The organism is Parafannyhessea umbonata (assembly GCF_900111255.1).
In the GTDB taxonomy this organism is placed as follows: Bacteria; Actinomycetota; Coriobacteriia; order Coriobacteriales; family Atopobiaceae; genus Olsenella_J; species Olsenella_J umbonata_A.
Genome location: NZ_FOGP01000003.1, coordinates 220,199 through 244,409, shown reverse-complemented (window position 1 = coordinate 244,409; position 24,211 = coordinate 220,199). Strand labels below are relative to the sequence as shown.

Annotated in this window: 21 protein-coding genes, 2 tRNA genes and 1 other annotated feature; of the genes, 16 read left to right on the top strand and 7 right to left on the bottom strand. The window is 61.7% G+C overall.

What is annotated here, in order from left to right; translation table 11 throughout:
• Positions 1-4 precede the first annotated feature (4 nt).
• The 12 genes from BMY31_RS05475 (at position 5) to BMY31_RS05420 (ending at position 13,908) form a co-directional block, all read left to right on the top strand.
• Positions 5-81, top strand: a tRNA-Met gene (locus BMY31_RS05475).
• A gap of 78 nt (positions 82-159) precedes the next feature.
• On the top strand, positions 160-1,365 hold the full coding sequence (tuf, locus tag BMY31_RS05470; RefSeq protein WP_091008978.1) for an elongation factor Tu: 1,206 nt from the start codon (positions 160-162) through the stop codon (positions 1,363-1,365).
• Between the two features lie 229 nt (positions 1,366-1,594).
• Entirely contained in the window at positions 1,595-1,744 is a 150-nt protein-coding gene (rpmG, locus tag BMY31_RS05465) for a 50S ribosomal protein L33 (RefSeq protein ID WP_078687434.1), read from the top strand.
• A gap of 15 nt (positions 1,745-1,759) precedes the next feature.
• Positions 1,760-1,835: transfer RNA gene (locus BMY31_RS05460), tRNA-Trp, on the top strand.
• 76 nt (positions 1,836-1,911) lie between these two features.
• Positions 1,912-2,307 carry a preprotein translocase subunit SecE gene (gene secE / locus BMY31_RS05455; protein WP_078687435.1) on the top strand — a complete coding sequence of 132 codons (396 nt, stop codon included), beginning with the start codon at positions 1,912-1,914 and terminating at the stop codon, positions 2,305-2,307.
• A 3-nt stretch (positions 2,308-2,310) separates the two neighbouring features.
• A complete protein-coding gene (nusG, locus tag BMY31_RS05450; RefSeq protein ID WP_078687436.1) occupies positions 2,311-2,859 on the top strand; it encodes a transcription termination/antitermination protein NusG in 549 nt (182 codons plus the stop codon).
• Between the two features lie 93 nt (positions 2,860-2,952).
• On the top strand, positions 2,953-3,381 hold the full coding sequence (gene rplK, locus BMY31_RS05445; RefSeq protein ID WP_078687437.1) for a 50S ribosomal protein L11: 429 nt from the start codon (positions 2,953-2,955) through the stop codon (positions 3,379-3,381).
• 111 nt (positions 3,382-3,492) lie between these two features.
• Positions 3,493-4,197: a 50S ribosomal protein L1 gene (gene rplA / locus BMY31_RS05440; RefSeq protein ID WP_078687438.1), complete on the top strand. Its 705-nt coding sequence runs from the start codon at positions 3,493-3,495 to the stop codon at positions 4,195-4,197.
• 186 nt (positions 4,198-4,383) lie between these two features.
• Positions 4,384-4,521 (top strand) — a sequence feature (ribosomal protein L10 leader region).
• A gap of 55 nt (positions 4,522-4,576) precedes the next feature.
• Complete coding sequence (gene rplJ, locus BMY31_RS05435) at positions 4,577-5,092, top strand: 50S ribosomal protein L10 (RefSeq protein WP_078687439.1); 516 nt, start codon at positions 4,577-4,579, stop codon at positions 5,090-5,092.
• A gap of 101 nt (positions 5,093-5,193) precedes the next feature.
• A complete protein-coding gene (gene rplL / locus BMY31_RS05430; protein ID WP_078687440.1) occupies positions 5,194-5,571 on the top strand; it encodes a 50S ribosomal protein L7/L12 in 378 nt (125 codons plus the stop codon).
• A gap of 376 nt (positions 5,572-5,947) precedes the next feature.
• Positions 5,948-9,463 carry a DNA-directed RNA polymerase subunit beta gene (gene rpoB / locus BMY31_RS05425; protein WP_078687441.1) on the top strand — a complete coding sequence of 1,172 codons (3,516 nt, stop codon included), beginning with the start codon at positions 5,948-5,950 and terminating at the stop codon, positions 9,461-9,463.
• Positions 9,464-9,468: 5 nt separating this feature from the next.
• Positions 9,469-13,908: a DNA-directed RNA polymerase subunit beta' gene (locus tag BMY31_RS05420; protein WP_091008976.1), complete on the top strand. Its 4,440-nt coding sequence runs from the start codon at positions 9,469-9,471 to the stop codon at positions 13,906-13,908.
• 197 nt (positions 13,909-14,105) lie between these two features.
• Here the strand turns inward: BMY31_RS05420 and BMY31_RS05415 are convergent, their stop codons facing one another.
• The 7 genes from BMY31_RS05415 to BMY31_RS05385 all read right to left on the bottom strand — a co-directional run bounded on the left by BMY31_RS05415 (position 14,106) and on the right by BMY31_RS05385 (position 20,390).
• A complete protein-coding gene (locus BMY31_RS05415; RefSeq protein WP_091008974.1) occupies positions 14,106-15,899 on the bottom strand; it encodes an AMP-binding protein in 1,794 nt (597 codons plus the stop codon).
• Between the two features lie 112 nt (positions 15,900-16,011).
• On the bottom strand, positions 16,012-16,653 hold the full coding sequence (locus tag BMY31_RS05410; protein WP_091008972.1) for a helix-turn-helix domain-containing protein: 642 nt from the start codon (positions 16,651-16,653) through the stop codon (positions 16,012-16,014).
• Between the two features lie 19 nt (positions 16,654-16,672).
• A complete protein-coding gene (locus tag BMY31_RS05405; RefSeq protein ID WP_200802619.1) occupies positions 16,673-17,245 on the bottom strand; it encodes a 2-oxoacid:acceptor oxidoreductase family protein in 573 nt (190 codons plus the stop codon).
• 1 nt (position 17,246) lies between these two features.
• Positions 17,247-18,131, bottom strand: coding sequence for a thiamine pyrophosphate-dependent enzyme (locus BMY31_RS05400; RefSeq protein WP_078687445.1), 885 nt, complete (start codon positions 18,129-18,131; stop codon positions 17,247-17,249).
• 2 nt (positions 18,132-18,133) lie between these two features.
• Positions 18,134-19,255, bottom strand: a complete 1,122-nt coding sequence (locus BMY31_RS05395) for a 3-methyl-2-oxobutanoate dehydrogenase subunit VorB (RefSeq protein ID WP_219334858.1) — start codon at positions 19,253-19,255, stop codon at positions 18,134-18,136.
• Entirely contained in the window at positions 19,256-19,462 is a 207-nt protein-coding gene (locus BMY31_RS05390; protein WP_078687446.1) for a 4Fe-4S binding protein, read from the bottom strand.
• Positions 19,463-19,538: 76 nt separating this feature from the next.
• The gene (locus tag BMY31_RS05385; protein ID WP_180371366.1) at positions 19,539-20,390 is read right to left on the bottom strand and encodes a nucleotide-binding protein; all 852 of its coding nucleotides are present in this window, start codon (positions 20,388-20,390) and stop codon (positions 19,539-19,541) included.
• Positions 20,391-20,547: 157 nt separating this feature from the next.
• Between BMY31_RS05385 and BMY31_RS05380 the strand changes: the two genes are divergently transcribed.
• The 4 genes from BMY31_RS05380 (at position 20,548) to fusA (ending at position 24,176) form a co-directional block, all read left to right on the top strand.
• A complete protein-coding gene (locus BMY31_RS05380; protein ID WP_078687448.1) occupies positions 20,548-20,937 on the top strand; it encodes an ArsR/SmtB family transcription factor in 390 nt (129 codons plus the stop codon).
• A 220-nt stretch (positions 20,938-21,157) separates the two neighbouring features.
• On the top strand, positions 21,158-21,532 hold the full coding sequence (gene rpsL, locus BMY31_RS05375; RefSeq protein WP_013252466.1) for a 30S ribosomal protein S12: 375 nt from the start codon (positions 21,158-21,160) through the stop codon (positions 21,530-21,532).
• A 49-nt stretch (positions 21,533-21,581) separates the two neighbouring features.
• On the top strand, positions 21,582-22,052 hold the full coding sequence (gene rpsG / locus BMY31_RS05370) for a 30S ribosomal protein S7 (protein ID WP_078687449.1): 471 nt from the start codon (positions 21,582-21,584) through the stop codon (positions 22,050-22,052).
• 27 nt (positions 22,053-22,079) lie between these two features.
• On the top strand, positions 22,080-24,176 hold the full coding sequence (gene fusA, locus BMY31_RS05365) for an elongation factor G (protein WP_078687450.1): 2,097 nt from the start codon (positions 22,080-22,082) through the stop codon (positions 24,174-24,176).
• The last annotated feature ends 35 nt before the right edge of the window (positions 24,177-24,211 follow it).

The window sequence follows — 24,211 nt, the reverse complement described above, 5'->3', positions numbered from 1 at the left end:
ACATGCCGGTGTAGCTCAGCTGGTTAGAGCACGCGGCTCATACCCGCGATGTCACTGGTTCGAATCCAGTCACCGGTACCAGAGTACTTACGGGGCTTCGGCCCCGTTTGGCATAGTTAAGGCAATGGCCCAAAAGGTTGTTTTCAAAAGGAGGACGGCATGGCCAAGGAGAAATTCGATCGTAGCAAGCCGCACGTAAACATCGGTACGATTGGTCACGTCGACCACGGCAAGACCACCCTTACCGCTGCAATCACCAAGGTTCTCTCTGAGGCTGAGGGCTGCAAGGCAGACTTCACCGCATTCGAGAACATCGACAAGGCTCCCGAGGAGCGTCAGCGTGGTATTACCATTTCTGTCGCTCACGTCGAGTACGAGACCTGGGAGCGTCACTACGCTCACGTCGACTGCCCCGGCCACGCTGACTACGTCAAGAACATGATTTCTGGCGCTGCTCAGATGGATGGCGCAATCCTCGTTATCGCTGCTACCGACGGCCCGATGGCTCAGACTCGTGAGCACATCCTCCTCGCACGTCAGGTCGGCGTCCCCTACATCATCGTCTTCCTGAACAAGTGCGACATGGTTGACGACGACGAGCTCATCGACCTCGTCGAGATGGAGACCCGTGACCTCCTCTCCGAGTACGATTTCCCCGGCGACGACCTTCCCATCGTCCGTGGTTCCGCTCTCGGCGCCCTCAACGGCGAGCAGAAGTGGGTTGACTCCGTCCTCGAGCTCATGAAGACCGTCGACTCCTACATCCCCACGCCTGCCCGTGACAACGAGAAGCCGTTCCTGATGGCTATCGAGGACGTCATGACCATCTCTGGCCGTGGTACCGTTGCTACCGGCCGTGTCGAGCGTGGCCAGCTCAACCTCAACGACACCGTCGAGATCGTCGGCATCAAGGACACCCAGTCCACCGTTGCTACCGGCATCGAGATGTTCCGCAAGACCATGGACTTCTGCGAGGCTGGCGATAACGTCGGTATCCTCCTCCGTGGCATCAAGCGCGAGGACATCCAGCGCGGCCAGGTTCTCTGCAAGCCCGGCTCGGTCACGCCGCACAAGAAGTTCACCGGCGAGATTTACGTCCTCACCAAGGAGGAGGGTGGCCGTCACACGCCGTTCTTCTCTGGCTACCGTCCCCAGTTCTACTTCCGCACCACTGACGTGACTGGCGACATCCAGGAGCTCACCGATGCCAACGGCGGCAAGGTCGAGATGGCTATGCCTGGTGACCACATCACCGTTACCTGCGAGCTCATCCATCCCATCGCTATGGAGCAGGGCCTCAAGTTCGCAATCCGCGAGGGTGGCCACACCGTCGGCGATGGCCGTGTTTCCACGATCGTCGAGTAAAATAGCTTCCTAGCTAGGTTTGCTTGTTAGGCCCGGTGCCTTCAAAGAGGGCACCGGGCTATTTTTGTGAGTATGCTTCCCGCTGCTCGGTCTGTCACATTTGGTGGTTTTGTCGAGGTGGCCGGGAAAGCCGCGTTATAGTTGACAGGGATAAGCGCGAACTGATAGCGTATCTCTTCGCGTCGCCATCGAAGAATCCTATCGGCGGCGACTATCAACAGGAGGATCAATGCGTACACAGGTTACCCTCGCATGCACCGAGTGCAAGCGTCGCAATTACACCACGGATAAGAACAAGAGCAACACGCCCGACCGCATGGAGCTCAAGAAGTACTGCCCGTGGTGCCACAAGCACACCCTTCACAGGGAGACTCGCTAAAATAGGAGTCATTACACGCCAGTAGTTCAATTGGTAGAGCACCGGTCTCCAAAACCGGCTGTTGTGGGTTCAAGTCCTACCTGGCGTGCCAGATTACACCACCGGCTATCCCCTCGGGGGTTAGCCGGTTTCTATGAAGAGGGACATTGTCCAGGAGGTACGAGCAGATGGCAAAGAGGGAGCGACAGAAGAGGAGCGCGCGCCAGGCGCGTGCCGCCGAGCGTGCCGAGCTTGAGGCAAAGCAGGCAACCTCTAACGCCACGACTGACTCTTCCAAGCCCAAGAAGGCCCAGAAGAGCGAGTCCGTTGCCCAGCCCGCCGCGAAGGCCAACAAGGCCTCCAAGGCCAAGAAGGAAGGCAAGGGCGGTCTCTTCGGGCGCCTCGGTGCGTATTTGGGCGATGTTCGCGGTGAGATGCACCGCGTCGTTTGGCCTAGCAAGCCCGAGCTCAAGAACTATTCGGTAGCCGTCATCGCCATGCTGATCGTCTGCGGCATCGCGGTGTGGCTTGTCGACACCGGATTCGTCGCCCTTCTCGTGGGCTTCACCGGTCTGAGGGGATAAGTCATGGCCAAGCGTTGGTACGTTGTACACACCTACTCGGGTTACGAGAACAAGGTCAAGACCGACCTCGAGCACCGCATCGAGACATTTGGCATGGCCGACAAGATCGTCGACATCCAGATTCCGACCGAGGAGGTCACCGAGATCAAGGATGGCGGCAAGCGCGAGACCAAGGAGAGCAAGGTCTTCCCGGGCTACGTCCTGGTTCGCATGGAGCTCAACGACGACACTTGGACCGTTGTCCGCAACACCGCCGGCGTTACGGGTTTCGTGGGCGTCGACGGCACCCCGTCGCCGCTTCGTCGCTCTGAGTTCAACAAGATCATGCGTCGCACGAACGGTAGGGGAGCTGAGGCTCACAAGCACACCACGACCACCACTGATCTTGAGGTCGGCCAGACCATCAAGGTCGTCTCTGGTCCTTTGGCTGACTTCGACGGCACCGTATCCGAGGTCAATGCGGAGGCTGGCAAGGTCAAGGTCATGCTCACGATCTTCGGTCGTGAGACTCCGGTCGAGCTCACTCTCGACCAGGTGACCGTCATCGTCTAAACACTACGGCCGGGCATCCGTTATCGGTGAGGATTGCTTCTCGGAGCTCGGTACTAGATAGCATCTACGAGAACTAACAACAGGAGGCACAACATGGCCGCAAAGAACGTTGTTCATTTCATTAAGCTCCAGATTCCTGCCGGTCAGGCAAACCCCGCTCCTCCCGTCGGCCCCGCCCTCGGTGCCGCTCAGGTCAACATCATGCAGTTCTGCCAGGCATTCAATGCTGCCACGCAGGACAAGGCTGGCGACATCATTCCTGTCGAGATCAGCGTCTACGAGGACCGCTCCTTCGACTTTGTCACCAAGACCCCTCCCGCGGCTCGTCTGATCCTCAAGGAGCTTGGCATCAAGAGTGGCTCTGGCGTTCCCCAGCGCGACAAGGTCGGACAGCTGACCGACGAGCAGCTCACCAAGATCGCCGAGATCAAGATGCCGGACCTCAACGCCAACGACATCGAGGCTGCCAAGAAGATCGTTGCGGGCACCGCTCGCTCCATGGGCGTCACCATCGCCGAGTAACTATAGTTTCATGCGCAGCGGGCAACCGCTGCGCTGGTTTGCTAACCGGCGGAGGGATCCGCCAACTACGTGGGAGGGCCACGCCGCCCGCTTACCACAGGAGGTATCATAATGGCGAAGCACGGAAAGAACTACAACAACTCTGTTGCCAAGTACGACAAGACCAAGGCATACACGCCGAAGGAGGCCATGGCTCTCGTCAAGGAGCTCTCCTCCGCTAAGTTCGACGAGACCGTTGAGGTCTCCATTCGCCTTGGTGTCGACACCCGCAAGGCCGACCAGAACGTCCGCGGCTCCATCTCGCTGCCCAACGGCACCGGTAAGGAGGTGCGCGTCGCCGTCTTCGCCGAGGGCGACAAGGCTCGCGAGGCTGAGGCCGCTGGCGCCGACATCGTTGGCTCCGACGACCTTCTGGCTGACATCCAGGCTGGCAACATCAACTTCGACGCTGTCATCGCTACCCCGAACATGATGGGCAAGGTTGGCCGCCTCGGTCGCGTTCTCGGCCCCCGTGGCCTGATGCCGAACCCCAAGCTCGGCACCGTCACCATGGACGTCGAGAAGATGGTCAAGGAGCTCAAGGCCGGCCGTGTCGAGTATCGCGCCGACCGCTATGGCATCTGCCACGTTCCCATGGGTCGCGTCTCCTTCAGCACCGAGCAGCTCGTCGAGAACTACGCGGCTCTTTACACTGAGATCCTGCGCGTCAAGCCCTCTTCTGCTAAGGGTCGCTACGTCAAGTCCATCTGCCTGTCCTCCACGATGGGCCCCGGCGTCAAGGTTGACTCTGCAATCACCCGCGACTTCCTGGCGTAAGCCAAGGACGCTGTAGTTCGTTCTACCGGGTCGGCATCAGCCGGCCCGGTTTTTTGTCTGCGGTCAGCTCAGGTGATGTTGTACGGCACGGGTTTGTGTGCAAGGAGAGAAGAGCGTCCTTCTCGCTTGACGCAGAAACCTGGTCGGTCAATAATTCTTGCTGCATGTTTACGCATGCAGCAAGTGCAAAACGCACGTCCGCTGCCAAAGACAGCCGGTGCCCATGTGGCTTAAAGGAGAAATCCGCCTGCCGAGGTGGTCTTGGAATTGATTTTCTTGGACCCTGCTTTGGCTGCGCCAAGCGGGGTCCGTTTTTATGCGAAGGCCCGCCGCGTCGGCGGCTCGTGCCCGAGTCATAAATAGCAAGGAGGTGTACTACATGCCCAATTCCAAGAATGTCGACATGCTCGCAAAGGTCGCTGAGTCCCTGGAGAACTCCAAGGGTGTCTTCTTCATCGACTATCGCGGCCTCTCCGTTAAGGAGACTCAGGAGCTTCGTCGCGGTCTGCGTGAGGCTGGCGCTCACATGAAGGTTTACAAGAACAACATTGTGAAGATCGCCCTCAAGAACGCAGAGATGCCTGAGGTTGATGGCCTCAACGGCACCGTGGCTTACGTCTTCTACGAGAACGATCCCGTCGAGGCCGCTAAGGTCATCAAGGAGAAGGCCGAGGCATTCGAGAAGATCGAGTGGATCGGTGCTATCGCTGATGGCAAGGCTCTCACTGCTGAGGACGCGAAGGCTTACGCCGACCTGCCCAGCCGCGAGGAGCTCATGGCCAAGCTCGTGTACGTTATCGGCAGCCCGCTGTCCGGTATCGCTCAGGTTCTCGCTGGTCCTGCAAGGGGCCTCGCTACTGCCCTTCAGGCGGTCGCAGACCAGAAGGCCGCGTAAGACGCGTACTTCGTCGCACGTTGTTTTACCTGCCGCGTGAGCGGCACCTAAGTTAAAAGCTGTTGGGCGCACGATGCGCCCACTACAAAAGGAGAAATCACATGGCTTGCACCAAGGATGAGATCATCGAGGCCCTCAAGGAGATGCCCGCCCTCGAGCTTTCCGAGCTCGTTCACGAGCTGGAGGACGTCTTCGGCGTCTCCGCTGCTGCTCCCGTTGCCGTTGCCGCTGCTGCTCCTGCTGCTGGCGCTGCTGCTGCCGAGGAGAAGACCAACTTCGACGTCGAGCTGACCGCTTTCGGCGACAACAAGATCGCCGTCATCAAGGTCGTCCGTTCCCTCACCTCCCTTGGTCTCAAGGAGGCCAAGGAGGCCGTCGAGGGCGCTCCCAAGGTCCTCATCGAGGGTGCCAAGAAGGAGGACGCCGAGGCTGCCAAGGCTCAGCTCGAGGAGGCCGGCGCTACCGTTACCCTGAAGTAAATTCAGCTAACGATAACTCCGCGACTTGTCGCACCTGGGGTCGAACCGCAAGGTTCGACCCTTTTTTGTTAGCTCGAGGGCAGGGGGGGTGACTTGATGTGGAACGCCTAAGTCCCCCCCCCATCAACAATTTTATGCGGGCCGTAGCCGTTTCGCTTCGGCCCGCCGGCTGAATGGCAAATATCGGACTTGTGAAGCAACACACCGAATCCATAAATGAAGAATTATCATCGCAGGTAAATGGCCTAAAGTTCCCGGCTAATAAATAGTGGTCCAGATGTCAAGACTATATTATTGACCTAGATGTGCAACTTCGTTAAGTTATTAGATTGCGACAACTGCCGCTTTTTTATCAAGTCGAAGGAGGAAGTGCCTGGTGCCTACCGCAAAGTCTTCCCAAACCGCACAGCAGAAGCAGCGCAAGCGCGTTAGCTTCGGCAAGATTCCAAGTGCGATGGAGCTGCCCAACCTCATCTCTGTACAGAAGGAGTCGTTCGAACGCTTCATGACCGAGGGCCTCGCCGAGTCCTTTGGTGAGTTCTCCCCCATCGAGAACTCTGCCGGGACCATGGAGGTCTCCTTTGGCGAGCATCAGTTTGGTGATGCCCCCAACTCTATTGCCGAGTGCCGCGCCAAGGACATTTCCTACCAGGCGCCGCTCTTCGTTGACGTTCGCTTCGTCAACAAGGAGACTGGTGAAATCAAGGAGCAGCTGGTCTTCATGGGCGACTTCCCGCTCATGACCGACCGCGGCACCTTCATCATCAACGGCACCGAGCGCGTCGTCGTCTCCCAGCTCGTCCGCTCGCCTGGCGTGTACTTCTCCACCGAGCTCGACAACGGCATCGAGGTCCAGCGCGTGCAGTTCATTCCTGCCCGTGGCGCATGGCTCGAGTTCGAGGTCGACAAGCACGGCCACCTGGTCGTCTCCATCGACCGTAAGCGTCGCCAGAGCGCGACGCTGCTGCTTCGCGCCCTTGGCATCGCTGAGTCCGACGACGAGATCATGAACCTCCTCGGCGATTCTGACATCGTGCGCTCGACGCTCGAGCGTGACGTCGCCACCACCCGTGAGGACGCCCTCATCGAGATCTATCGCCGTCAGCGTCCCGGCGAGCCTCCCACCGTGGATTCCGCTCGCTCGCTGCTTGAGGGCCTTTACTTCAACCACCAGCGCTATGACCTCGCTCGCGTCGGTCGCTACAAGATCAACAAGAAGCTCGGTCTTGACGTGGACGCGCAGGAGAAGGTCCTCACCGCAGAGGACATCATCACCGCCCTGCGTTACCTCCTCGCCCTTCACGCCGGTGACTCCACCAAGAAGTTCGACGACATCGACCACTTCGGCAACCGTCGCGTGCGCACCGTCGGCGAGCTCGTCCAGAACCAGTTCCGCATCGGCATGAGCCGCATGGAGCGCGTCATCCGCGAGCGTATGGCCTCTCAGGACGTCGACGACATCACGCCGCAGTCCCTGATCAACATCAGGCCGATTGTTGCTGCGATCAAGGAGTTCTACGGCTCCTCGCAGCTGTCCCAGTTCATGGACCAGTCCAACCCGCTGGCGGGTCTCACGCACAAGCGTCGCCTGTCTGCCCTCGGACCTGGCGGCCTTGCCGGCCACAAGTCCGGCTCCAGCCGTCGTACCAACGTCCCGACGGCGGTCCGCGACGTCCACAACTCGCACTACGCCCGTATGTGCCCAATCGAGACCCCCGAGGGCCCGAACATCGGCCTCATTGGCTCGCTCGCGCTCTACGCTCACGTGAACGACTACGGCTTCATCGAGTCGCCGTACCGTCGCGTCGTCGATGGCGTCGTCACCGACGACATCGATTGGATGACGGCCGACGAGGAGGAGAACCACGTCATCGCGCCGGCGAACACCACCTACGACCCGAAGACGAAGAAGTTCATCGCCGTCGACGCCCATGGCAACATCTACAACCCCGAGACCGTCGTCGCCCGTACGCGCAACTTTGACGGCTCTTTCGGTGCGCCTGCAGACGTTCCCGTGTCGACGATCGACTACATGGACGTCTCCCCGCGCCAGCTTCTCTCCGTCGCGGCTAACCTCATTCCGTTCCTTGAGCACGACGACGCAAAGCGTACGCTCATGGGCGCAAACATGCAGCGTCAGGCAGTGCCTCTGATCAGGCCGCACGCCCCCTACGTCGGCACCGGCCTCGAGAAGGCTGCTGCGCACGATTCCGGCGAGCTCATCGTCGCCCAGCACGCGGGTACCGTTGTCGAGGTCGACGCCGCCCACGTCGTGGTTGACTCTCCCGAGGGCGTCGATCGCTACGACCTCCCCAAGTACGAGCGCTCCAACCAGAGCACATGCATCAACCACCGTCCTGTCGTCTACGTCGGCCAGAAGGTCGAGAAGGGCGAGCCCCTTACCGACGGCACCTCCGTGGACGAGGGCGAGCTCGCGCTTGGCACCAACCTGACCGTGGCCTACATGCCGTGGGAGGGCTACAACTACGAGGACGGCATCATCGTTTCTGAGCGCGTCGTTCAGGATGACCTCTTGACCTCCGTCAACATCTCCCGTCACGAGATCGATGCCCGTGACACCAAGCTTGGTCCCGAGGAGATCACCCGCGAGGTTCCCAACCAGTCCGAGGAGATGCTTGCCAACCTCGACGACGACGGCGTCATCCGCATCGGCGCGGAGGTCGGCCCTGGCGACATTCTCGTCGGCAAGGTCACGCCCAAGGGCGAGACCGCTCTGACCGCCGAGGAGCGCCTGCTTCGCGCCATCTTCGGCGCCAAGGCCCACGACGTTCGCGACACCTCCCTCAAGATGCCGCACGGCGCCTACGGCCGCGTCGTCGACGTCGTCCGTTTCAGCCGCGAGGCTGGAGACGACCTGCCGCCTGGAGTCAACGAGCTCGTCCGCGTCTTCGTCGCCCAACGTCGTAAGATCCAGCAGGGCGACAAGATTGCCGGCCGCCACGGCAACAAGGGCGTCGTCTGCAACGTCCTTCCTGTCGAGGACATGCCCTACATGGCCGATGGTACGCCCGTCGACGTCCTTCTCGACCCCTTGGGTGTTCCTTCTCGTATGAACGTCGGCCAGCTCATGGAGTGCCACCTTGGATGGGCCGCCAGTCACGGCTACGACACCGAGTCCGCTGACTCCGACAAGGTTGTCGACGGCCCGATGTACGTCGCTACGCCGGTCCTTGACGGCGCCACCGACAAGGAGGTCGCAGAGGCCCTCCGTCGCACCAACATCAACCTCATGAACAAGGCCAGGCGCCTCTATGGCGACCACATGAACGAGGAGTTCGTCCCCCAGCTCAACGAGGTCGGCAAGACCACGCTCTACGACGGTCGCACGGGTGAGAAGTTCCAGAGTCCCATTACCGTCGGTACGTCCTACATCCTGAAGCTCGGCCACATGGTCGACGACAAGATCCACGCTCGCTCGACTGGCCCTTACTCCCTGGTTACCCAGCAGCCGCTGGGCGGCAAGGCTCAGTTCGGCGGCCAGCGCTTCGGCGAGATGGAGGTTTGGGCACTGTACGCGTATGGTGCCGCAAACGTCCTGCACGAGCTCATGACGGTCAAGTCCGACGATACCAACGGCCGCGTCAAGACCTACGAGTCCATCGTCAAGGGCGAGAACGTCCCGAACCCCGGCATCCCCGAGTCCTTCAAGGTTCTCGTCAAGGAGATTCGCTCCCTCGCGCTCAACATCGAGCCCATCTCCTACAGGAAGGCCGAGGACACCACCAAGGCGGTCCAGGAGACTGTCGACGAGAACTCCGTCGACGTCTTCGCAGGCGCGGACAGCGCCGACGACCTGATTGGCGGCCTTGCTGCCGATCTCGGCGAGAGCGATGAGGCCCTCGTCGGCGACACCACCAACGATAAGGAGTAGCGAACGTGGCAGATTTCGATACCACAGATTTCGACGCGATAAAGATCTCGCTCGCCTCCGCAGATGAGATTCGCAGCTGGTCCCACGGCGAGGTCAAGAAGCCCGAGACCATCAACTACCGTACGCTCAAGCCCGAGAAGGACGGCCTGTTCTGCGAGAAGATCTTCGGACCTGTCAAGGACTGGGAGTGTGCCTGCGGCAAGTACAAGGGCATCCGTTTCAAGGGCATCGTCTGCGAGCGCTGCGGCGTCGAGGTGACGAGCGCCAAAGTTCGTCGCGAGCGCATGGGTCACATCGAGCTTGCGGCCCCCGTCTCCCACATCTGGTACTTCAAGAGCCCGGCGACCTTCCCGCTCGCTCGCCTGCTCGACATGAAGAGCAAGGACCTCGAGAAGGTTCTCTACTTCGCAAGCTACGTCATCACCGAGGTTGACGCCGAAGGCCGTGAGGCCGACGCCGACGAGCTCAAGGAGGAGCTCGCCGCCGACCTCGAGGAGCTTGACGCCGAGTGCGAGGACGAGATCGAGCGCCTCAAGGCTCAGGGCGAGACCGATGGTGGCGACGAGTTCGGCGACATCGAGCCCCTCTCTGCCGACGAGATCCGTCGCGGCATCGTCGACCTCAAGGAGGAGTACGACGAGGAGAAGCAGCTCCGCCAGGACGCCTACGACAAGTTCATGCAGCTCGAGGCTCGTGAGCTCATCTCCGACGAGGCTCTCTTCAGCGAGATGAAGCGCTACTATGCCATCTACTTCAAGGGTGGCATGGGTGCCGAGGCCGTCCGCGAGCTCCTGCGCCACGTTGACCTCGGTGCCGAGGCCGATGAGCTCCGTGCCATCGTCGCCTCCGACGACGCCCAGAAGCAGAAGAAGGAACGCGCGGTCAAGCGCCTCGAGATCGTCGACGCCTTCCTGAAGGGTGGCAACGATCCTGCGAACATGATCCTCGACGTCATCCCCGTCATTCCGCCCGACCTGCGTCCTATGGTCCAGCTCGACGGCGGCCGTTTCGCGGCTTCTGACCTTAACGACCTCTATCGTCGCGTCATCAACCGCAACAACCGCCTCAAGCGCCTGCTCGACCTCGACGCTCCGGCGATCATCGTCAACAACGAGAAGCGCATGCTTCAGGAGTCCGTTGACGCCCTCTTCGACAACGGTCGACGTGGCCGCCCCGTCACCGGCCGTGGTGGCCGCCCCCTGAAGTCCCTCGCCGAGGCCCTCAAGGGCAAGCAGGGCCGCTTCCGCCAGAACCTGCTTGGCAAGCGTGTCGACTACTCCGGTCGTTCGGTCATCGTCGTCGACCCTCAGCTCAAGCTCCACCAGTGCGGTCTTCCTTCCACCATGGCGCTCGAGCTCTTCAAGCCCTTCGTCATGCGTCGTCTTGTCGAGCTCGGCAAGGTTGAGAACATCAAGGGTGCAAAGCGTGCCATCGAGCGCTCTGCGGCCGTTGTCTGGGATGTTCTCGATGAGGTCATCAAGGGGCGCCTGGTTCTTCTCAACCGTGCACCTACCCTGCACCGCCTGTCCATCCAGGCATTCGAGCCGGTTCTTGTCGAGGGCAAGGCAATCCACCTGCACCCGCTGGTCTGCGCACCCTTCAACGCAGACTTCGACGGCGACCAGATGTCCGTCCACGTGCCCCTGTCCACGCAGGCGCAGACCGAGGCCCGCGTGCTGATGCTCTCGAGCAACAACCTGCGCTCTCCTGCGTCGGGTAAGGTTCTCACCGTTCCTTCCCAGGACATGGTCTTCGGCGTGTACTTCCTCACCATGGAGAAGGACGGCGTCCAGGGCGAGGGTCGCGTCTTTGCCAGCTTCGAGGACGCAATGAACGCCTATGACTGCCGCAACAACCTTGATATCCAGGCTAAGATTGTCGTGCGCGTTTCCTCTAAGGACGCCAACCTGGTCGAGGGCGACAAGAAGATCTTCCGTACCCGCACCAGCTGGGGCGAGGTCGTCGACTACGACGTCACCGACGGCGCCGTGCGCTTCGAGACGACTATCGGCCGCGTCATATTCAACCGCCAGTGCCTGCCCGTTGACTATCCGTACATGAACTACAAGATGGTCAAGGGCGACATCTCCAAGCTCGTCAATGACTGCTGCGACCGCTACAAGCTGGCCGAGGTCGAGCCGATTCTGGACGCCATCAAGCACAACGGCTTCCACTACGCCACGCGCGCCGGCCTGACCATTTCCGTCTGGGATGCGGTCATCCCCGAGGACAAGCCCATGATTCTCGAGGAGGCCCAGAAGAAGGTCGACTCCATCAACGAGTACTACGAGGACGGTTTCCTGTCCGAGCAGGAGCGCCACGTCGAGGTCGTTAACGCCTGGACCGAGTGCACCGACGTTCTCTCTTCCGAGATGCTTGCCGGCTTCGCCGAGGATAACCCCATTTACATGATGGCCGACTCCGGCGCCCGTGGCTCCAAGACGCAGCTTCGTCAGATTGCAGGCATGCGTGGCCTTATGGCTGACATGTCCGGCGATACGATCGACCTTCCCATTAAGGCGAACTTCCGTGAGGGCCTCCAGCCCCTGGAGTACTTCATCTCCACCTACGGTGCGCGTAAGGGCCTGGTCGATACCGCATCGCACACGTCTGACTCCGGTTACCTTACCCGTCGTCTCGTCGACGTTGCCCAGGACGTCATCGTCCGCGAGGAGGACTGCGGCACCGACGAGGCCGTCACCTACGACCTCATCAAGCCGGGCGAGTCTGACGTCGACGCCGACCTTGTTGGCCGCTGCGCGCTTGACGACATCGTCAACCCGCAGACCGGTGAGGTCATCGTCGCCAAGGACGGCTACGTCGAGAACACCGATCAGCTCCGTGCCATGGTTGACGCCGGCCTGAAGAAGGTCCAGCTCCGTGCTCTGCTTACCTGCAAGTCCAAGTACGGCGTCTGCCAGAAGTGCTATGGCTGGGACCTCTCCACGCGTCGTCCCGTCAACATCGGAACCTCCGTCGGCATCATCGCTGCACAGTCCATCGGCGAGCCTGGTACCCAGCTTACGATGCGTACGATTCACTCCGGCGGCGTCGCGGGCGCTGACGATATTACGCAGGGTCTGCCGACCGTTGCCCGTATGTTCGACGTCGTCGGCAACGTCAACGAGAAGATCCTCGGCCGTGAGGCTGACCTCGCCATGTACAGCGGCGTCCTTTCCATCACGCCCGAGCAGACTGAGTACCTGCTTCGCATCCTCGACGCCGACGACCACACCAGGATCCTCTCCGAGTGGCGCGTCCCCGCATCTGCCCGCTTCATGCCGGGCATCGAGGATCAGTGCGAGGTCCGCGCCGGCGACCAGATCACCCGTGGCTTCGTCAACTTCCGCAAGCTGCGCACGCTCACCGACATCGAGTCGACGATGCACACCTTCGTCGAGTCCGTCAAGGACGTCTACACGTCTCAGGGCGTCGATCTGAACGACAAGCACATTGAGGTCATCGCGCGTCAGATGCTCCGTCGCGTCCAGGTCACCAACCCCGGTGACTCCACGTACCTTCTTGGCCAGTACGTCGACCGCTATGTTTTTGCCGAGACCGTTCACAACATCGCCCTCGCGGGAGGCACGCCTCCCGAGGCCGAGCCCGTCATCCTTGGTACGCTCAAGGTCGCAAGCTCCATCGACTCCTGGCTCTCTAGCGCTTCGTTCATCCGTACCGCTGGCGTCCTCACCGAGTCTGCCATCAAGGGCGAGGTCGACCACCTGCTTGACCTCAAGTCCAACGTCATCGTGGGCAAGAAGATCCCCGCAGGCACTGGTCTCAAGGCGTACGACGATGTCCAGCTGACCTACCATGGCGTGCCCATCGATGGTCCGACCTCTCCGAACGCCAAGTCGCTTCCCGAGTGGGCTCCCGAGACCCTCAAGGGCGTCGAGGAGCAGCTTCCCAAGCAGCTTGATTGGATTGGCGACGACTACAACTACGGCGGCGTCTACTCCAAGAACGGCCGCACGCTGTCTTCCGAGGACGCGAAGCTCTACCTCTTCGATGACCTTGGCGTGTCACAGCGCTGGACCAACAAGTTCAGCGAGGTCGGCATCGAGACTGTGGGCGACCTCATTGGCAAGACCGAGGATGACCTCCTGCGCATCGACGGCATCGGTGCGAAGGCCATTGAGGAGCTTCGTGACGGCCTTGAGGCCCGCAACCTGCTCTACATCCTCGAGCCCGATGAGGACGAGGCCGACTCCGAGGATCTCTCGCAGCTCCTCAACATGGTCTTCTCGCCTGACGCGGACAACGACATCATGCTTGGCTCTGCGGCTCCCGCAAAGCACAACTATGACGAGGACGAGCTCATCGGCGGCGGTTCCGCCGAACCCGAGACCGACTCCGCAATTATCAACGAGGACCTCGGCTCTCTCCACGACCTGCTGAGCCAGGTTGAGAAGAGCGAGGAGGACGATCAGGACGCCGAGTAGCTCCTGGGGGTTCATCTGAGTCGCTAGCAAAGGGTCCGACCTCTTGAGGCCGGACCCTTTTTGCATGCATATGCTTGTGCGGTGTCGGCGTGTCTGACTGCCAATAACTGCTGGGCGCGTGAGAAAGGGAAGAGGGGCAAGGGGCCAGTGGCCCCTTGCCCCTCTATGGGCTATGACTTGCCCGCTGGGCGAAGCTGCTAGACGAGTCCGTCGATCTTCGCGGAGTGCGTGGGCTTCTTGCCTGCCGCCTCGTCGTCGTGGTCGCGAATGGCCGCGCGGCGAATCTTTCCGTTCACGGTCTTGGGAAGCTCGTCGACATAGTCGATGATACGCGGGTACTTGTAGGGGGCCGTCTCGGTCTTGACGTAGCGCTGGAGGTCTCGCGTAAGCTCGTCGGAGCCCTCGTAGCCCTTGTTGAGCACGATGGACGCCTTGACGGCCTTGCCGCGCACGGGGTCTGGTACGCCGGTGACGGCGCACTCTCGAACCTCGGGGCGCTGCAGAAGGACGCTCTCGATCTCGGTCGGCCCAATGCGGTAGCCGGAGGACTTGATGACGTCGTCATTGCGACCAACGTAGTGCAGGTACTCGTCCTCATCCTTCCACGCGGTGTCGCCGGTGTGGTACCAGCCGTCGTGGATGGCCTCGTTGGTCTTCTCCTCGTTGTGGTAGTAGCACATCAGGATGCCCTCGGGTGGATTCTCGCGGTCGTAGCGAATGCAGATCTCGCCCGTCTCGCCGTAGTCGCAGGGGGTGCCGTCGTCGTGGAGGATCTGGATGTCGTAGAGGGGCACGACCTTGCCCATGGAGCCGCTGAGGGGCTTCGAGTTGTTGAGGTTCGCGATGGTCAGGGGCGTCTCGGTTTGGCCGAAGCCCTCGTAGATGGTGAGGCCGGTCTGCTCGCGCCAGTACTCCAGAAGGTCAGGGTTGAGCGACTCGCCGGCGGTGGTGCAGTACTTGAGCGGCGAGAGGTCGTGGCCCCTGACACCCTCGTTCTTCATGAGTCGATACATGGTCGGCGGGCAGCACAGCGTGGTGACGTTGTATTTGGACACCAGGTCAAGAATCTCGTTGGCGTGGAAGCGGTCGAAGTCGTACACCATGACTGCGGTCTCCATGGTCCAGGCGCCGTAGAGCTTGCCCCAGACGGCCTTTGCCCAGCCGGTGTCTGCGATGGTAAGATGCAGGCCGCCATCGCCGGTGACGTTGTGCCAGAGCTTGGCCGTCACCGTGTGGGCGAGCGCGTAGGTCCCGTTGTGAAGGACCATCTTGGGCTCACCAGTGGTTCCGGAAGAGAAGTACATGATGAACGGCTCGGACACGGAGGTGGGGACGCGCACCCAGAACTCGCGTGCGGCGCGCACTCCGGTGTTGAAGTCAACCCAGCCTCTGCGCTCGCAGGGCAGCTCGCAGACGTGGTCAGGGCCAGACAGGTAGGCGTCGCGGTCGCAGGGACCTTCGGTGACGCCGTTGCTCATGCCGGCGCCGCCGCCGTTTACGACTATCTTGAGCTCAAGATCGGGGCAACGCTTGGCGACGTGGTCGACGACGTCGGGAACGCCGCCCTTGTCAGTGCAGATGACGGCCTTGATGTTTCCGGCCTGCAGGCGGTACTCCATGTCGCGGTCGCGCAGCATGAACGTGGCGGGAACAAGAACCGCGCCGATCTTGTGCAGGGCGACGGCCGTGAACCAGAACTGGTAGTGGCGACGCAGAATCACCAGAACGTTGTCACCCTTACGGATGCCCTGGTCGGCCAGGAAGTTGGCGGTCTTGTCGGACCAGTACTTCATGTCTCCGAACGAGAAGAAATGCTCTTCTCCCTCGGGGTTGGTCCAGGTCATGGCAAGGCGATGGGGCTCATGATCGGCGATGTCGTCGACAACGTCGTAGGCCCAGTTGAAGTCCTCTGGGTAGTGCAGGGAAAGGTGCGCCACCTCGCCCTTGCGATTTCGCGACTCGGACAGGTACTTCTCGCTGATGTATCTCATTGTTTCGATCCTTTTGGGCACATGCCGGCGAATGCCGGCCGTTGGGTATGGCAAACCGAGCCTCGCTTGCGCTTGGCCGTCATAGGGCACCGTCCGCGTGAGCAGGCGATGCCTACCTAATGCCCTCAATCGGCTTGTTGTCGGGATCCATGTCCCGCTCTTCGGTGGGAAGCACTACCGCAAAGATCTGCGCGTCCTCACCGTCGATGGCGATGATGCCGTGTCCGCGGCCCGAATCGTAAAGCAGGGTGTCGCCAGGGCCGACGTCCTCGGCGTGGTCCTCGAACTGGAAGCGCAGGTGTCCCTTGATGACCAGATCGAGCTCTTGGCCCGCGTGGTAGGACAAGTGAATGGGCTCGTGCTGGAGCTTCTCGTCGTACGGCACGTCGACGAGGAAGGGCTCGCACATGCGTCCCTTGAAGAAGGGTGCCTTGTGAAGGTACTCGAACTGGCTGTGACGCTTGATCTGCATGCCCTCGTGGGCACGCACGATCGAGTACCACTTGATGTGGGGGCTCTCTCCGGTCATGAGCTCGGTGATGTCGACGCCAAGCTTGCGCGCGCACTTGAAGAGGAAGGTGAACGTAAGGTCGGCCTCGCCGGACTCGCGAGCTTCATACTCTTCGGGGGAGCGGCCGGTCGCCCAGGCCATCTCCTGAATGGAGAGCTCGTTGTCCTCACGCAGGCTGCGAATGCGGTTCGCGATCTCCTGGCGCTGCTCACGCTCGGCGAGCTCGTCGCCGCTGAACTCCATGTGTGTCTCCTCCCGTTGACTAAAGCTCGATGCCCATGTGAAGGGCCTTGAGGTTGGGTTCCAGCAGGTTGGCGTGCTTGGGGGGCACGCACTTCCTGAGGGCGGCCTCGAGCACGTCCAGGTCGGCGAACTGGGTCTCGGCCCACAGCTTGCCGAGGCAGACGATGTTGGCGAGACCCTTGAGGCCCTTGTCCTCGGCGAGTTGCGTCGCCTTGAACGAGAAGCGCCTGACCCCCGCGGGAAGCTCGACGGCATCAGCGTTCATCGCGAGTGTCGTGTCGATGATCGCGATGCCGCCCTCGACCAGGGTGGGGCCGAACTTTTCGACGGAAGGCTGGTTCAGCGCGATGAGGGCGGTCGGCTTCGTGATAAACGGGGAGCCGATCGCCTCGTCGGAGAGCGAGACGTTGCAGTTTGCGGTGCCGCCACGCATCTCGGGGCCGTAGGATGGCATCCACGAGACGTTGCGACCGTCCAGTAGGCCTGCGTTGGCCATGACCTTGCCGGCAAACAGAACGCCCTGGCCGCCAAAGCCGGAGAGGACGCAGAGCATCTCGTTGGTCTTCATGGAGGTGTCCGTTGGCATTGCCATGCTAGCCCTCCTTCTTTTGGGCGATGGGGCAGTCCTTGGCGCGCTCCGCGGCAGCCTCGTATGCGTTCGAGTAGCCCTCTGCGGAAACGTCCTTGTAGACGCCGAGCGGATAGTAGGGAAGCATGTTCTCGCGAAGCCAGTCGAAGGCGGCCTGCGGGGTCATGCCCCAGTTGGTCGGGCACGTGGCGACGACCTCGACGAAGGAGTAGCCGACACCGTTTACCTGGTTCTCGAAGGCCTTCTTGATGGCTTTCTTGGCCTGCCGGATGTGTGCCGTCGAATCGCAGGCGACGCGCTCGATGTAAGCCGGGCCGTCCAGGGTGGCGAGCATCTCGCTCATGCGGATGGGGAAGCCGACCTTGGTGACGTCGCGACCATACGGGCTGGTCTGAGTGACCTGGTTGGGCAGCGACGTCGGGGCCATCTGGCCTCCGGTCATGCCGTAGATGGCGTTGTTGATGAAAATCACCGTGATGTGCTCGCCGCGCGTTGCCGCGTGCACGGTCTCGGCGGTGCCGATGGAGGCAAGGTCGCCGTCGCCTTGGTAGGCGAAGACGACGTTCTCGGGGTGGACGCGCTTGACCGCGGTGGCGACCGCGGGAGCGCGACCGTGCGACGCCTCGATCATGTCACAGTTGAAGAAGTCGTAGTTCATGACGGAGCAGCCGACGGGCGAGATGCCCACAGTCTTGCCCTCGATGCCGAGCTCGTCGATGGCCTCGGCTACGAGGCGGTGGACGATGCCGTGCGTGCAGCCCGGGCAGAAGTTGAACACCTTGTCCGCGAGCGCGTGGGGTCGGGCAGAGACGATCTTCTCGTCTGCCGCAATCTGCGAGCCGATGCGCTCCTCCTGGTAGTCGGGAAGGGTCTTGGGGGCGGTTGCCATGGTTACTCACCTGCCTTTGCGGGATTGATGCCGAGCTCGCTTGCGCGGAGCTCGATCTGCTCGAGGATCTCCTCGGGCGTGGGAAGAACGCCACCGGTGCGGCCGTAGAAAGACACGGGCACGCGGCCGCGTGTGGCCAGCTCGACGTCCTGGACCATCTGGCCCATGTTGAGCTCGACGGACATGAATGCCTTCGCGCCGCCCTCGACGATGCCGTCGATTGCCTTGGTCGGGAAGGGCCACAGGGTGATGGGTCTCAGGAGGCCTGCCTTGATGCCCTTGTTGCGTGCGGCGCGAACGGCCGTGCGGGCAATGCGCGACGCGGCTCCGAATGCAACCAGGACGATGTCGGCGTCGTCGCACATGAAGAGCTCCTGGCGCTGCTGGGTCGCCTCGATCTTCTTGTAGCGCTCGAAGCGCTCGCGGTTGGTGTCCTCAAGCTTCTGCGGCGTCAGGAAGAGCGAGTTGATCACGTTGTGCTCTCGCTCCATGTGTGTGCCGGTGGTTGCCCAGGGCTTCTTGGGGAGGTCCTTGGGGTCGCGTGCGGGAGGCAGCGTGACGGGCTCCATCATCTGGCCGATCATGCCGTCCGCCAGGATCATGGCGGGGGTGCGGTACTCGTCCGCCAGGTCGAAGGCCAGGTAGATGAGGTCAGCCATCTCCTGCACGGTGCTGGGCGCGAGGACCGGCATGAAGAAGTCGCCGTGGCCCATGGCGCGCGTCGCCTGGAAGTAGTCGGACTGCGAGGGCTGAATGCCACCCAGGCCGGGACCTCCACGCTCGACGTTGATGATGACGCCGGGGACGTCGGCGCCCGCCATGTACGAGATCCCCTCGCCCTTGAGCGAGACGCCGGGACTCGAGCTCGAGGTCATTGCGCGCGCGCCAGCGGCACCCGCGCCGTAGACCATGTTGATCGCGGCGATCTCGGACTCGGCCTGCAGGAACGTGCCGCCGATCTTGGGGAGCTTCTTGGCCATGTAGGCGGCGAGCTCGGTCTGCGGCGTGATGGGGTAGCCAAAGAAGAACCGGCAGCCGGCGCGCATGGCGGCCTCTGCCAGGACCTCGTTGCCCTTCATGAGGACGCGGTCCTCCGAGGCGGCTGAAATCTGCTGATCTGCCATTTATCTCACCACCGTAATAGCAACGTCGGGGCAGGTCATGTAGCACGAAGAGCATCCAATGCATCCATCGGGGTCAACGAGCTTGGCGGGGTGGTAGCCCTTTGGCGTGATGCGCTCGCTGTCTAGCGCGAGCACGCCCTTGGGACAGGCCGCGACGCACAGGCCACAGCCCTTACAGTGCACATCGTCAACAATGATGCGAGCCATGCGATCCCTCCCTCTCTGGGGGCATAAGCGTTGGTCATGCGGTCGTTCTGGCCGCTATGCTGCCCCGGGGACCCCTCTACATCTCCCAGGGCATAGAGACAAATCTAGGCACCATGATGAGTTTTTCTGACGGCGAATCGGCGTCTGTTAACAACGCGGCAATTTCAGGTGCCGACGAGCCGCAGATTTCGCACGCTCCGCCGCTGGCGAGAAGTGCCCGCGCCTCCCCTTGGCACGGACCTTCCGAGGCAAGGGCCGCTATCGTCGCGCGCGGCACCACGCTCCCGGCAAAAGGCAGGCCCGTCAGGCTCGAGAGCCTGGAGGCGAAGGCGCGCCCGCGGCGAACGTCTTCGGGCGTGGTTTGGTCGGAGAGGTTGCTGGTGTTCAAGAGCGCGTCGGCCTTCAGGCGGGCGTGCCACTCGATGTCGGGAAGCATCGCCGCGGCCTCCTCTGGCGTCTGCGTCAGGCTGCGGTATGCGCTTGCGACGTACAGGACACGCACGCCCGCCTGCCTGAGTTGCGTTGCATAGCGTCCCAGCGTGGTGGCTCCGTCGTCGTCTCCGCCCACGTCTATGATCAGCCTCTCGGGGGAGGGGGCGCGGCCCGCCTGCGCCTGGGCCTGCGTGACGCGCTCGACCACCGCGTCCAGGCGGCCGCTCAGGCTGGGCGTGTCGAGCGTTGTTCCGGCAAACACCGGGGCGATGAGCTCGATGCCCTTCTCCTCAAGCTCTCGCGCGTAGTCGCTCGAGCGGAAGTAGGGGTTGACGACGTCCAGGTCACAGAGGGCCACGCGAAGGCCTCGCGCAGCATGGGCGAGCGCCAGGCCGAGGGCGGTGTTCGTCTTGCCGACGCCGGCGTGTCCCACCAGGACCGTGATGGCGGGAAGGTCCAGAGGGTCGATCTGACGGGTGCTGTCCGTTGTGCTCATGCTGCTCACCTGCATCTTCGTCGGTGGTTTGGCCTCGTGTCTTGTCCGCTCCAGTCTACCTGCGATGTGGGCGCGTCCCAAAAGCCGTGCCCCAATCGTCACGTTGGCCGGGCGCGGGGTACACTGGAAACGTAACGCAGAAATAGAGGGGGCGGGCATGTCGGATCAGCGCGAGCACGAGGCGAGTTTGGACTTTGGGGGCGTTGACGCGAAGGAGGTTGACGGCCACCAGCTGCGCGAGCTCCTGGCAAACGACGACGTTGTGTATAGCGCTACGCAGATATTCGACGCCCTGTCCGACTTCACGCGCTTCCAGATTCTGGGAGTCCTCGTCGAGGGTGAGAGGAGCGTGTCCGACCTTCAGGAAGTCTGTCACGTCTCGCAGTCTGCCATCTCCCATCAGCTCAGGCTCCTGCGCGATCGTGGCCTGGTGAACGCCAGACGCGACGGCCAGCGCATGATCTACAGCCTTGCCGACGCCCACGTGGCCGAGCTCATGCGCGTCGGTCTCCAGCACGCGTCGGAAGACGTGGAGACGAGCGAGTAGACACGCGCTTCTTACCCCGCTTGTGGGCAGAACGTGGAAAAGGGATACGCCCGGGTCCGTGGTGTTTTGACAACCCTGCATGCAAGCGCGTAAAGTACACGCTTGCGCATTTGTGCGCATCATATCTGTCCGACAATCCGAGGCATCGGTGCTGAGGTGCTTCTGATACATAGGTGCTCGCGCACCACACACTCTGTTTGAACGAATAAGGAGAAGAGCTTTGCCTACCATCAACCAGCTTGTTCGCCAGGGCCGCGTCTCTCACAAGGCCAAGTCGAAGAACGCAGCACTCCAGCACAACCCCCAGAAGCGTGGCGTCTGCACGCGCGTCTTCACCACGACCCCCAAGAAGCCGAATTCGGCTCTTCGTAAGGTCGCCCGTGTCCGTCTCGTCAACGGCATCGAGGTCACCGCTTACATTCCCGGCGAGGGCCACAACCTTCAGGAGCACTCCATCGTCCTGATCCGTGGCGGCCGTGTTCGCGACCTCCCTGGTGTCCGTTACAAGATCGTCCGCGGTGCCTATGACTGCGCAGCAGTTCAGGACCGTAAGCAGGGTCGCTCCCGCTACGGCGCTAAGCGCCCCAAGGAGTAGGACTCCGCACCTTAGTCTGAATTAGCTACGAGTTATTAGGAGATATATCATGCCGCGTCGTGCAGCAGCAGTCCGTCGTGAGGTTATGCCGGACGCCGTTTACAACAACCGTCTCGTGACCCAGCTCATCAACAAGGTCCTCCTCGATGGCAAGAAGGCCACCGCCGAGCGCATCGTCTACGGTGCCTTTGACATCGTCAAGGAGAAGACCGACGGCGACGCCCTGGCCACCTTCAAGAAGGCCATGGACAACGTCCGCCCGACCCTCGAGGTCAAGCCCAAGCGTGTCGGTGGCGCTACCTACCAGGTTCCTATGGAGGTCAACTCCCGCCGCGCTACCACCCTCGCCATCCGTTGGATTGTTAACTTCAGCCGTGCTCGCAAGGAGAAGACCATGGCCGAGCGCCTTGCCAACGAGATTCTCGATGCCGCCAACGGCGTCGGCGCTTCTGTCAAGAAGCGTGAGGACCTCTTCAAGATGGCAGAGGCCAACCGCGCGTTCTCTCACTACCGTTTCTAAGTTAGGGAATCCGAGGAGTAGAGACTTATGGCAAAAGTTAAGTACAAGCTCGAAGACCTTCGTAACATCGGCATCATGGCCCACATCGACGCCGGTAAGACGACCACGACCGAGCGTATTCTTTACTACACCGGCAAGACCCACAAGATCGGTGAGGTCCACGACGGCGCAGCCACGATGGACTGGATGGTTCAGGAGCAGGAGCGCGGCGTAACCATTACCTCCGCAGCTACCACCTGCTTCTGGAAGGATCACGTCATCCAGATCATCGACACCCCGGGCCACGTCGACTTCACCGCTGAGGTCGAGCGCTGCCTTCGCGTCCTCGACGGCGCCGTTGCCGTCTTCGACGCTGTTGCAGGCGTTCAGCCCCAGTCCGAGACCGTCTGGCGTCAGGCTGCGAACTACGGCGTTCCTCGCATCGCCTTCATCAACAAGTTCGACCGTGTCGGCTCTGACTTCTTCCACGCCATCGAGACCATGAAGGACCGCCTGGGCGCCAACGCAGTCGCGGCTCAGATCCCGATGGGTGCCGAGGCCAACTTCTGGGGCCTCGTCGACCTCGTCACCAACGAGGCCTGGGACTTCAAGGAGGATGCTAAGGGCATGATCTTCCCCGAGAAGATGGATGCCATCCCCGAGGAGTTCGCCGAGCTTGCTGCCGAGAAGCGCGAGGAGCTGCTTGAAGCGGCTGCCAACTTCTCCGACGAGCTCATGGAGGCCGTCCTCATGGAGGAGGAGATTCCCGTCGACATGTTCAAGGCCGCCATTCGAAAGGGCGTCCTCGCCGGTGAGCTCAATCCCGTCTTCGTTGGTTCCGCCTACAAGAACAAGGGCATCCAGGAGCTCCTCGACGCAGTCATCGACTACCTCCCGAGCCCCCTCGACGTCGCCGAGATCGACGGCAAGAACGACAAGGGTGAGGAGGAGATCCGTCACGCGGATCCCAAGGAGCCCTTCTCTGCTCTGGCCTTCAAGATCATGACCGATCCCTTCGTCGGCAAGCTGACCTACATCCGCGTCTACTCCGGCATGGCCGACTCCGGTTCCTACGTTTACAACTCCGTCAAGGACTCGCGTGAGCGCCTCGGCCGCATCCTCGAGATGAACGCCAACGACCGTGTCGACCGTGACAACTGCGCCGCCGGTGACATCGTCGCTTGCGTCGGCCTCAAGAACACCCAGACCGGTGACACCCTCTGCGACGAGAAGAACCCGATCATCCTTGAGTCCATCGACTTCGCTGACCCCGTCATCGACGTCGCCGTCGAGCCCAAGACCAAGGCCGAGCAGGACAAGATGTCCGTTGGCCTCGCCAAGCTCGCCGAGGAGGACCCGACCTTCCAGGTCCACACCGATCACGAGACCGGCCAGACCATCATCGCCGGCATGGGCGAGCTTCACCTCGAGATCATCGTCGACCGCCTGCGTCGTGAGTTCCACGTCGACTGCAACGTCGGCAAGCCCCAGGTCGCGTACCGCGAGACCGCTGGTCACGAGGTCAAGCACTGCCAGGGCAAGTTTGTCCGCCAGTCCGGCGGTCGTGGTCAGTACGGCGACGCCATCATTGACCTCGAGCCCATGGAGCCCGGCTTTGGCTACGAGTTCGTTGACGCCACCGTCGGTGGCTCCGTCCCCAAGGAGTACATCCCCTCTGTAGACAAGGGTATCAAGGAGGCGCTCGAGTGCGGCGTCATCGCCGGCTACCCCGTCCAGGACATCAAGGTCACCCTGGTCGACGGCTCCTACCACGAGGTCGACTCCTCTGAGGCCGCATTTAAGGTCGCAGGTTCCATGGCCATCAAGGAGGCCCTGAAGCAGTCTGATCCCGTCCTTCTCGAGCCGATCGAGCTCGTCGAGGTCGAGACGCCCGAGCAGTACATGGGCGACGTCATGGGCAACCTCTCTGGTCGCCGTGGCAAGATCGAGGGCATGGAGGATCGTGCCAACACCAAGGTCATCCGTGCCAAGGTCCCCCTGGGCGAGATGTTCGGTTACGCAACCGATCTTCGCTCCCAGACTCAGGGTCGCGCATCCTACACGATGCAGTTCGACTCCTATGAGGCCGTCCCCAAGAACATCAAGGACGAGATTGTCAGCAAGAACGGCGGCAGCGCCTCGTAAGTAAAGTGGTCATCGGCAGCCAACTGCCATTCAAT